The organism is Mesorhizobium sp. M7D.F.Ca.US.004.03.1.1, assembly GCF_003998635.1.
In the GTDB taxonomy this organism is placed as follows: Bacteria; Pseudomonadota; Alphaproteobacteria; order Rhizobiales; family Rhizobiaceae; genus Mesorhizobium; species Mesorhizobium loti.
Map to the genome: position 1 here is coordinate 1 of NZ_RZQG01000148.1, position 9,613 is coordinate 9,613.

Sequence of the window (9,613 nt, forward strand, 5' to 3'; positions counted from 1 at the left end):
CATCTATGCCGAGCAGCTGCTGCGCGGCCAGAAGACCGATCCGTCCTTCCCGCCCAATCCGCAAAAGGCCGTTCTCAACCAGTAGGCCCGTGGCCAACAACAGGTCTGGCCGCCTGATGGAAGCAATGCGATGCTGCCGGGACCGAAAGGTTCCGGCAGTTTGATTCGGGGGCAAGGCGAAGCCCTCAAACACGGCGCCAAGGGTGCGCCAGGATGGAAGAATTCGCGCATGTCTTTTCGAAGCGGTTTCGGCTTCGAAGCCATGCGCCCCGGGGATTAGGCTTGGCTGATATCGGCAAGGACATCGAACGCCCGCTCGGACAGGCTGTCCGGTCGCCGCGCGCTGCTGGCAAGGTCAGCGGCGGTGCGATCATGGCGACTGCGGTCGTGCTGGTGGTGGCGGGCGTCTCCGGCGCGATCGCGCTCAGGGAAAAGCCGTTTCGAAAGCCGCAAGAGGTTGCCGTTTCAACGCCGAAAGTGACAGCGGCGGCCGAGCCTGACGTCGCGCCGTCCGCTTTGGCCCCGGTGGCGGCACCGAAGCCGGAAGTGCCGGCTAAGACGGGTGGGCCGCAGATCATCCATGTGCAGACGGAAGAGGGCGATGGCCCGCCCAGGGCAGCGATCGTCATTCGTGACCCGTCGACCATCGGCCAGAACCTGAAGATCGCGCATATTCCAGACAAGGCGCTGATCGAAGCCAGCGATACCGGGCCTTTGCCTGTCCGCGCCGCCGATGGCCGACGGCCGTTCGACGTCTATGCGCGGCCCTGGTCGGGCGGGCGCGGCGCGCGCGTAGCGATCATCATCGGCGGGCTTTCGGTTTCGCAGACAGGCACCCAGGCGGCCATCGCCAAGCTGCCGGCGGAAGTGACGCTGGCCTTCGCGCCGCAAGGCAACAGCATTGGCCGCTGGATGCAGGCGGCTCGGCAAAGCGGGCATGAGGTTGTCATGCAGGTGCCGCTCGAGCCGTTCGACTATCCGAACGTCAACCCCGGTCGCAACACGCTGACGGTGGCGGCGAGCACGGACGAGAATTTGAAGAACCTGCACTGGGCGCTGTCGCGGACGACAAACTATACCGGCGTCATGAACTACATGGGCGCTCGCTTTTCCGCCGACGCGGCGGCGATGGAACCGTTCATGGCCGAGCTCGGCAAACGCGGCCTCGCCTATATCGATGACGGCTCGTCGGCGCGCAGCCTGGCGCCGGACCTGGCTCTGAAGGACGGCGTGCCTTTCGTCTCCGGCGACATGGCGATCGATGCGGTGCAGGATCGCGGCGAAATCCTGAAGAAACTCGACAGTCTCGAAGCGACCGCGCGGGCCAAAGGCACGGCCGTCGGCATCGGCTCTGCTTTCGACCTGACCGTCGACACGGTGGCGTCCTGGGCGGCCGAGGCCAAGAAGCGCGGCATTGAGATCGTGCCGATTTCGGCGGTGGCCATTGACCCGCAAAAAGGCTAGCCATCGGAAAACAGATTGGAAGATTGACAGATGGCGAAGACAAAGAAAGTCGATCGCGAAACGCTGCCTTATCGGCCCTGTGTCGGGCTGATGATCCTCAACGCGGAGGGCCTGGTCTGGGTCGGGCATCGCATTGCCGAACCGGACAGCGAATTTGCCGGCACGACGCAGCTTTGGCAGATGCCGCAAGGCGGTATCGACAAGGGCGAGGAGCCGTTGCAAGCGGCCGAGCGCGAGCTCTATGAAGAGACCGGCATGCGCGGCGTTTCGCTGCTGGCCGAAGCGCCCAACTGGATCAACTATGATTTGCCGGACCACCTCGTCGGCATCGCCTTCAAGGGACGGTATCGCGGCCAGACGCAGAAATGGTTCGCCTTTCGCTTCCACGGCGATGTCGGCGAGATCCAGATCAATCCGCCGCCGGGCGGCCACACCGCCGAGTTCGACAAATGGGCATGGCGGCCTATGCAGGATTTGCCCGGCCTGGTCGTGCCGTTCAAGCGCCATGTCTATGAGGACGTGGTGGCGGCGTTCCGGCATCTGGTGCAATAGCCGCGATACAACAACCGCGGTTGCCGCGCCGGCCCGGCGGTCCTATTGATGTCTCTATCCGCCACCAAAAGCGCGTCGCGCTGAAACGGATTCATGCGACGCGCTTTTAGTCTTTGTCTGCATGCATGTCGTTGTCCCAAAACCGAAGTCACTTTTGGGCGACATGCATTGGAAGGGTCGCCATGAACGACGTCCCCAAAAGGTCGCTGCCCGAGGAGGTCACCGCCACAAGCGAAGTGGCGGCTGGGGCCGTCCTCACCATCGATCTCGGTGCGATCCGTGAAAACTACCGGCGGCTGAAAGCGCGGTTGGGCAATGTTCGCTGCGCTGGTGTGCTCAAGGCTGATGGTTACGGCGTTGGCGCCAGCCAGGTCGCGGCGGCGCTGCTGGGCGAAGGCTGCGATATCTTCTTCGTCGCGCTGCTGGGCGAAGGGGTCGCCTTGCGCCGCTCGATCGGGCCGGGCCCCGCCATTTTCGTGTTGAACGGCATTCCGCCTGGCGCCGAGCAAGACGCCGTGGCGGCGGACCTTTGCGCCGTCATCAACAGCGTGGGGCAATTGGCGGCCTGGCGCGCGGCGGGCCGCCGCGCCGGCCGAAAACTGCCGGCTGCGATCCAGGTCGACAGCGGCATGTCGCGGCTCGGCATGGCGCCCCGGGATGTGGAGCGCGTTGCCACCGATCCGCATGCCTTCGACGGCATCGACATCCGTTTCGTGATGAGCCATCTGGCCTGTGCCGACGAGCCGGAGCATCCGGCCAATGAGCGGCAGCGACTGGCATTCGAGGGGCTGCGCAAGATGTTGCCGGCGGCGCCGGCCTCGCTCGCCAATTCGTCCGGCATCTTTCTTGGGGCACGCTTTCACTACGATCTCGCACGCCCCGGTGCCGCGCTCTATGGCATCAATCCGACGCCGGCCAGGTCGAACCCGATGCTGCCGGTGGTACGGCTAGAGGCCAAGGTCGTCCAGACACGCATGCTGGAGGCCGGCGTTGGTGTCGGCTATGGCCACACATTCCACACTGTGGCCCCGCTCGCTGCTGCGACGATCTCGCTGGGCTATGCCGATGGCTGGCACCGACGCGCGGCGTCCGCGGCCTGGTTCGAGGGCGCGCGCCTGCCCTTCCTCGGGCGAGTGTCGATGGATTCGATCATTCTCGACATCTCCGCCTTGCCGTCCGGCAAGCTCCGCGAGGGTGATCTCGTCGAACTGCTCGGTCCCTCACAAAGCGTCGATGACGCTGCCGGCCATGCCGGCACCATCGGCTACGAGATCCTGACCAGCCTCGGCCCGCGCTTTCATCGGCGCTATGTCTACGGTTGAGCGGTTTGGCCGCGCTTGACAAGCGGACGCCTGTCGGCAAGGCTCCGGGTATGAGCAACCTCGCCCATATCAGAATCTTGTTCAGGGTCTGCCCGATCGCGGGATCGTAGCCCCGGCGCGGTCGCCTTTTGGCGTCCGTCCGAACCGGGGCATTTCTACCTGACATCATCATTCTCAAGCCAGACAGCCCTCGCGGCTGACGGCTTTTCATCAAGCCGCCGTCAGTACGGCGGCAGGCGCGCATCTGTTCGATGCGCCAACTCATGAGGTTTGCCATGCAACATGCAGCAGGATTGCGTCCACCGAGCCGGCTTCTGGTCAGCGATGCCGACCACAACAGGCTGACGGGCCTGGCGCGGGCGTCGCTCGATCGCGTGCCCGAGACAGCCGAAGAGCTGCTTTCGGAGATGGATCGGGCCGTCATCACGGCGGCGGCTTCCATGCCGGCCAACGTGGTGCGGATGGGCTCGACGGTGACAATCCGCGGCGATGGCGGGGAGCGCATCACACTGGTCTATCCCGGCGATGCCGACATCACAGAAAACAGGATTTCAGTGCTGACGCCGATGGGGACGGCGCTCATCGGCGCGTCGATCGGGGAGACAGTGTGCTGGAGCGGTCGTGGCGGCCGGGAACTGTCGTTGATCGTCGAAGCCGTCGAGACGCCGGCCTACGTCCAGCAGCGGTCCTGATCATGGAGGCGGTGATGACAGGTACGAAATGCTGGTTGACGACGAAGGACTTCGCCGTCCTCGAGATCATGCTGGAGCGTCGGCGGGCTTTCGCGGATCCGATCGTTCCTATGCTTGCACACAAGCTCTCCAAAGCCGATGTCGTTCCGATCGATTCGGTCGGACCCGATATCGTGACGCTGAACAGCAGGGTGGTGTTTCGTATCGATGCCGGCCCTGCCGAGACCCGAACCCTGGTGCAAAACGAGGTGCGCGGGCCGGTCGGCTCCAGCCTGTCGATCACGACCAGGCGGGGGCTCTGCATGCTTGGCATGGCCGAGGGCCAGACGGCATCGATTGAACAGGCCGACGGCAGGCGGGAGTCGATCCTGATCGCGGCCGTGCTCTACCAGCCGGAGGCCGCGCGACGGGCCGTCAGGGAGAAATCCCAAGCCGAGGTGCGACGACCGCATCGGCTCACCCTCGTCTACAGCGCCGCAGCCGATTGGCGGCCTCTTGGCGAGAGAGCCGGAATGCGGCAGACAGAGGGGGATGACGACCCCGGTCCCACGGCGGCGTGAACGGGCAACAGTGCATGATCTCGAAAATCGGCATCGATTTTCGCCGGGGATCATGCGCAAATCGGAAATGCGGCCGCGGCCAAGGCGTCCTGAAGGACGCGCGGCGGCAAGGAGTGAACGATGAAGATCATGGTGCTGGGCGGTGGCGTTATCGGGGTGACCACGGCGTACTTTCTTGCCGAGGCCGGCCACGAGGTGACGGTTCTCGACCGCCAGAAAGGCCCGGCGCTGGAAACCAGCTTCGCCAATGCCGGCGAGATATCGCCGGGCTACGCTTCTCCGTGGGCCGGCCCCGGCATTCCGCTGAAGGCGATCAAATGGCTGCTGATGAAGCATGGGCCGCTGGTGGTGCGGCCGGCCTTCGATCCGCATATGTGGACATGGCTGATCAAGATGCTGCGCAACTGCACGGCCGAGCGCTATGCGATCAACAAGGCGCGCATGGTGCCGCTCGCCGAATACAGCCGTGACACGCTGAAGGCGCTGCGTGAAACGACCGGCATCGCCTATGACGAGCGGACACAGGGCACGCTGCAACTGTTTCGCACGCAAAAGCAGCTCGACGGCACCGGTGGCGATGTCGAGGTGCTGAAGAAGTATGGCGTGCCTTACGAGATCCTCGATCAGGACGGCTGCATCGCGGCGGAGCCGGGCCTGGCCGGAGTGCGCGAAAAGTTCGTCGGCGGCCTCAGGCTGCCGCACGACGAGACCGGCGACTGCAAGATGTTCACCGACAGGCTGGCAGAGCTCTGTGTGGCGCGCGGTGTCAAGTTCGAATACGACGTTACGATCTGGCGTGTCATCCGCAGCCGCAACCGCATCGCCAATCTCAGCACCAGCAAGGGCTGGAAAGCCGCCGACGCCTATGTGATGGCGCTGGGCAGTTATTCGGCAGGGTTCATGCGCCGGGTGAAGCGGCCGATCCCGGTCTATCCGGTCAAGGGCTATTCGATCACCGTGCCGATCAAGGACGCTGCTGCGGCACCGGTGTCGACGGTGATGGACGAGACCTACAAGGTGGCGATCACCCGGCTTGGCGACCGCATCCGGGTTGGCGGCACGGCCGAGATTTCCGGCTTCGACCTCAGGTTGCATGAATCGCGGCGGCGCACGCTGGAGCACTCGGTGGGTGACCTCTTTCCGGGCGCCGGCGCGATGCGGGACGCGACGTTCTGGTGCGGACTGCGGCCGATGACGCCGGATGGTCCGCCGCTGATCGGCCGCACCGAGCTTTCCAATCTCTATCTCAACACCGGGCACGGCACGCTCGGCTGGACCATGGCTTGCGGCTCGGGCAAGGTGCTGGCCGACATCATCTCCAGCCGGGTGCCGGACATCGATGTCCGCGACCTCGCGCAGGAGCGCTATCTGCGGTAGGCGTTGGTCAGAATGCTTGCCTGACCCAGTCTTCGTCGAACAGCAGCCGATAGGCCCACGGGATCGTCACATTGCTGGCGACCGGGTTCGAGTGGGCGAGATAGTCGTCATAGATCGGATTCATGCTGGTGTAGAAGGCCGGGTCGAGCACCATCATGCCGTTCTCCGAGTCGTGGAAGAAGCTGCGGTTGTTGAGGTTGACAGACGAGATGGCCACCAGCCTTTCGTCGATCATCATGATCTTGGAATGCAGCACGACATCCGGCGCCTTGAACTCGCGAATGTTGATGCGGTCGCCATATTTCTCGACGAACAGCTTGTTGAGCGCGGTGAGGAACCTGCCGCCGATATCGCCCTTGAGATCAATGCGGCCGACAATGTCGATCCTGACGCCGCGGGCGAGCGCCCGGTCAACAGCCTGGGCGAGCTTGGGCGTCAGGTTGAGGTAAGGATTGACGATCTGGATGTGGTGCTGGGCGGCGTCGACCAGTTCGACGAAATAATCCTCCAGCGCATGGCCATCCTCGTAGGGCACCGAAATGAAGTGCCGCGCCGTGCCTGACGGGCGGGCGCCGTCGGACCGGACTGGAATGGAGAAAGGACGCGCCAGATTGGTGTCGGCGTCGCGCAGCCACACTGTCGAAAGATGCGCGGCGAGTGTCTGGACCGTGGCCGGATCGGCGAACTCGATGTCGAAGTCGCTCCAGTTCGAATAGTAGTTCAGCGAGAACCCGTCGGTCTTGCCATATTGCTCAAGATCGGGATCACGCGACAGATCGATCGGCTGGTGGAACAGGAAGCCGTCATGGATGTTGCGGCCACCGATGATGGCGCGTGACCGCCCAGGATCGTCGGCAAGCGTCGCCAGCATCTTGATATGATGAACCTTGTGCAATTGTGAAATCTGCTCGTCGATCGGCGCGCCCCGGTCCGCCCGCCAGCGATATTCCTGCAATTCGACATTGGGAAATTCGGCCGCCAGCCGATGCAGCAGGGCGTCGTCCTTGTCGCGCTCCAGCACGTCGGTGACCAGAATGCGCACCTTGGTGCCAAGCGCTGCATGATGACGGATCAGCCGTTCGATGATGCGGCCGGAGAAGTCAGCCTTGAACTCCAGCGACGACAAATAGATCAGCTTGAGTTTTGGGGCATTGGAAAAGTCGAGCGGCAGCTCCGGGTCGCCCTTGTCGATGGCGCTGTCGGACAGCGGCGCTCCCATCAGCGCCTCGACCTTGGCGTTGAAGCCGTCGCGCGACTTGCGCAGCAGGCGCGGCTTTCCGATCGGCAAGGCGCAGGTCTGCGACAGCCAACGGCTGGCGTAGAAGGCGCGGCTGAGCGGATCGAGGCCTGTGGGATCGGGCGTCGTGCAACGCTCGTAGCGACTGTCGAAAGCGGCAAGTGCCGGGTCGGCGGTCTCTTCGCGCTCGATGGTGAGCGGTGCGCCGGCAGGGGCAAGGCTGGAGCGGATTCTTAGCACGCAGCGGTTCAGGCCGTCACTCGGGAACAGGCTGACCGTGTCGTCCTCGCCGGACAGGCGAAAATGGAATGCCGTTCCCGTGGCGATTGTGCGTGACCCACCGCCGGCACTGATCGCCAGCGTGCCGTCGCATGTGCCCTCGATGTCGGTCGGTTGCTTGCCTGCCTGGCGCAGCATGATCTCGACGCTGCGCGCCTGCAGGCCGGAGAAATCGAAGATCCTGGGCGTCGAAGGCCGCACTGCCGCATCGATGTAGAGCGTCTGCCGCGACATCCGCCAGCGTCCGTCGAAATGGCCGTCGCCGCCGCTGGCGCCGGCCGGCGGCAGATGTATTTCGGCAACCGGTCCGGCCAGTTGTTGCAGTGTCCGGTAGGTCGCCTGGAAATCGCTGTTGCGGATCTCATAACGGTCGTGACCGAAAGGGCCGGTGCCGTTCGCGCGGTCCATGGCGTCGAGTTGGTGGTGGGCGAGCAGTGCCAGGAACCGTTTTTCGTAGTCGCTCGTGCCGGCGTCGCCGAAGAACTGCGCGGCGGCGACTTGCGACCCGGCCGTCCTGGCCGATAGCAAGGGTCGCGCGCAGGCCGTCTGGCCTTGCAGGACGTCGCAGGCATTGCGGCCAGCGTCGGCACAGCCGGCAAGGACAGCCAGCCCGAATAGAACGATGGCGATGGATGCACGGGCCTTCACCCGGTCGCCCCGGCCTTCAGGACGCTCAATTGCGCCGGGTCGCGCGGTGGCATGAAACCCTGCGGGAAGACCTTGCAGACGGGAATGGCGAAGGTGGCGATCAGCAGTTCGGCCTCGCCGCGCACCTTGCGCGGCGCTGTCTTGTCGTCGCGTATCGCTTTCGCCGAGGCGACGAGGGTGCCGTCGCAGTCACAATGGTTGTGGCGGGCAATGTAACAGGCGTCGTGCGTCTGGCAGGCCGCGTCGAGGCGGTTGACCGGCCGGGCCGACAGATCGCCGGTGCGGGTGCCGGGGCCGCAATAATTGCCGAAGACGAAAGGCGAAGGCCGCGCCATGGCGTTGCGGATCGGTTTGGGCAGTTCGGCCTCCGGGACCTTCATCCACGGATTGGCGCATGCGGAAACGAAAAGCAGCGGCAGGATGGCAAGAACGGCTCGCATATCTATCCGCGCCAGCTTTCTGAAAGATTTCCCAACCGGCGACCTGCTCCGTGGCCGGCGACCGCACGCCTGATGCCACACTGGCCGGTTTTGTGGCAAGGAAAAGGCGGCACGGCTAAAGCGCATCGCGTTTGATCGGATTCATGCGATGCGCTTTAGCGTCTTTGTTTTATGCATGTCGTTCTCCCAAAACCGAGGCCACTTTTGGGCGACATGCATCAGACGAACAGGCCCCTCTCCCGTTCCACCATCTTGGTGATGAAGCTGGCGACGATCTGGACGCGGCGCAGCGGCCTGACCGATTCATGATAGACCAACCAGTAGGCGCGGCGGATCGGCGCCACGATGTCGACGGACACAAGTTCCGGCATCGAGCGGGCGACGAATGTGTGCAGGATGCCGATGCCGGCGCCCGAGCGCACCGCTTCGGCCTGGCCGAGCGCCGAGGAGATGGCGAAGCTGGTGCGCCAGTCGGCGCTGAATTCCGCCGCATAGTCGAGCGACGGGCTGACGATGAGGTCCGGCACATAGCCGATGAGTGTGTGCTGGCCAAGCTCGGCGGCGGTTTGGGGCAAACCATGCACCTCAGCATAGTCGCGCGACGCAAACAGGCCGAGCGAGTAGTCGACCAGCTTGCCAGCCACCAGCCGGCCCTCCGTCGGCCGTTCGACGGTGATGGCGATGTCGGCCTCGCGGCGCGACAGCGAGAAGGAGCGCGGTACCGGGACCAGCTGGATCGTCAATTCGCGGTGCAGCGCGGTCAGCGCGCCCAGGCGCTTGGCCAGGAAGGCGACACCAAAACCGTCGGGCGCGCCGATGCGCACCGTGCCGGAGACATCGTCACCTTCGCCGGCAACGGTCGAGCGCGCGGCGATCATGTCGCCCTCCATGCGCTCGGCAATATCGAGAAAGCGCTCGCCCGCCGGCGTCAGCTCGCTGCCGGTGGTCAGCCGGCGAAACAGCTTCGTCCGCAGCGCATCCTCAAGCGCGGCGATGCGGCGCGAGACGGTGGCGTGGTTGAGCTCCAGCCGCTTGGCTGCGC

9 protein-coding genes are annotated in these 9,613 nt (G+C 64.5%); 6 read left to right on the forward strand and 3 right to left on the reverse strand.

Annotated elements, in window-relative coordinates; genetic code table 11:
• The first annotated feature begins 282 nt into the window (after positions 1-282).
• The 6 genes from EN935_RS11450 (at position 283) to EN935_RS11480 (ending at position 5,967) form a co-directional block, all read left to right on the forward strand.
• Positions 283-1,464: a divergent polysaccharide deacetylase family protein gene (locus EN935_RS11450; protein WP_127373327.1), complete on the forward strand. Its 1,182-nt coding sequence runs from the start codon at positions 283-285 to the stop codon at positions 1,462-1,464.
• A 30-nt stretch (positions 1,465-1,494) separates the two neighbouring features.
• The gene (locus tag EN935_RS11455) at positions 1,495-2,016 is read left to right on the forward strand and encodes an RNA pyrophosphohydrolase (RefSeq protein ID WP_127264670.1); all 522 of its coding nucleotides are present in this window, start codon (positions 1,495-1,497) and stop codon (positions 2,014-2,016) included.
• Between the two features lie 182 nt (positions 2,017-2,198).
• A complete protein-coding gene (alr, locus tag EN935_RS11465; RefSeq protein ID WP_127264669.1) occupies positions 2,199-3,338 on the forward strand; it encodes an alanine racemase in 1,140 nt (379 codons plus the stop codon).
• Positions 3,339-3,613: 275 nt separating this feature from the next.
• Complete coding sequence (rnk, locus tag EN935_RS11470; protein ID WP_127264668.1) at positions 3,614-4,030, forward strand: nucleoside diphosphate kinase regulator; 417 nt, start codon at positions 3,614-3,616, stop codon at positions 4,028-4,030.
• A gap of 35 nt (positions 4,031-4,065) precedes the next feature.
• Positions 4,066-4,590, forward strand: coding sequence for a nucleoside-diphosphate kinase (locus EN935_RS11475; protein ID WP_245468925.1), 525 nt, complete (start codon positions 4,066-4,068; stop codon positions 4,588-4,590).
• A 120-nt stretch (positions 4,591-4,710) separates the two neighbouring features.
• A complete protein-coding gene (locus tag EN935_RS11480; protein ID WP_109664561.1) occupies positions 4,711-5,967 on the forward strand; it encodes a D-amino acid dehydrogenase in 1,257 nt (418 codons plus the stop codon).
• 7 nt (positions 5,968-5,974) lie between these two features.
• Here the strand turns inward: EN935_RS11480 and EN935_RS11485 are convergent, their stop codons facing one another.
• From EN935_RS11485 to EN935_RS11500, 3 genes are all read right to left on the reverse strand, one after another.
• A complete protein-coding gene (locus EN935_RS11485) occupies positions 5,975-8,131 on the reverse strand; it encodes a phosphatidylserine/phosphatidylglycerophosphate/cardiolipin synthase family protein (RefSeq protein ID WP_127264666.1) in 2,157 nt (718 codons plus the stop codon).
• Positions 8,128-8,571 (reverse strand): hypothetical protein, encoded by a 444-nt coding sequence (locus tag EN935_RS11490; RefSeq protein WP_126066763.1) that lies wholly within the window; start codon positions 8,569-8,571, stop codon positions 8,128-8,130. Before EN935_RS11490 ends, EN935_RS11485 begins: the two co-directional genes overlap by 4 nt.
• A 218-nt stretch (positions 8,572-8,789) precedes the next feature.
• Positions 8,790-9,613: LysR family transcriptional regulator (locus EN935_RS11500; protein WP_164771085.1), on the reverse strand; the 824-nt coding region annotated here is incomplete at its 5' end.

Coding starts and splice junctions, on each gene's coding strand:
- EN935_RS11455 (WP_127264670.1), top strand. CDS start 1,495: ATGGCGAAGACAAAGAAAGTCGATCGCGAAACGCTGCCTTATCGGCCC.
- alr (WP_127264669.1), top strand. CDS start 2,199: ATGAACGACGTCCCCAAAAGGTCGCTGCCCGAGGAGGTCACCGCCACA.
- rnk (WP_127264668.1), top strand. CDS start 3,614: ATGCAACATGCAGCAGGATTGCGTCCACCGAGCCGGCTTCTGGTCAGC.
- EN935_RS11480 (WP_109664561.1), top strand. CDS start 4,711: ATGAAGATCATGGTGCTGGGCGGTGGCGTTATCGGGGTGACCACGGCG.
- EN935_RS11490 (WP_126066763.1), bottom strand. CDS start 8,571: ATGCGAGCCGTTCTTGCCATCCTGCCGCTGCTTTTCGTTTCCGCATGC.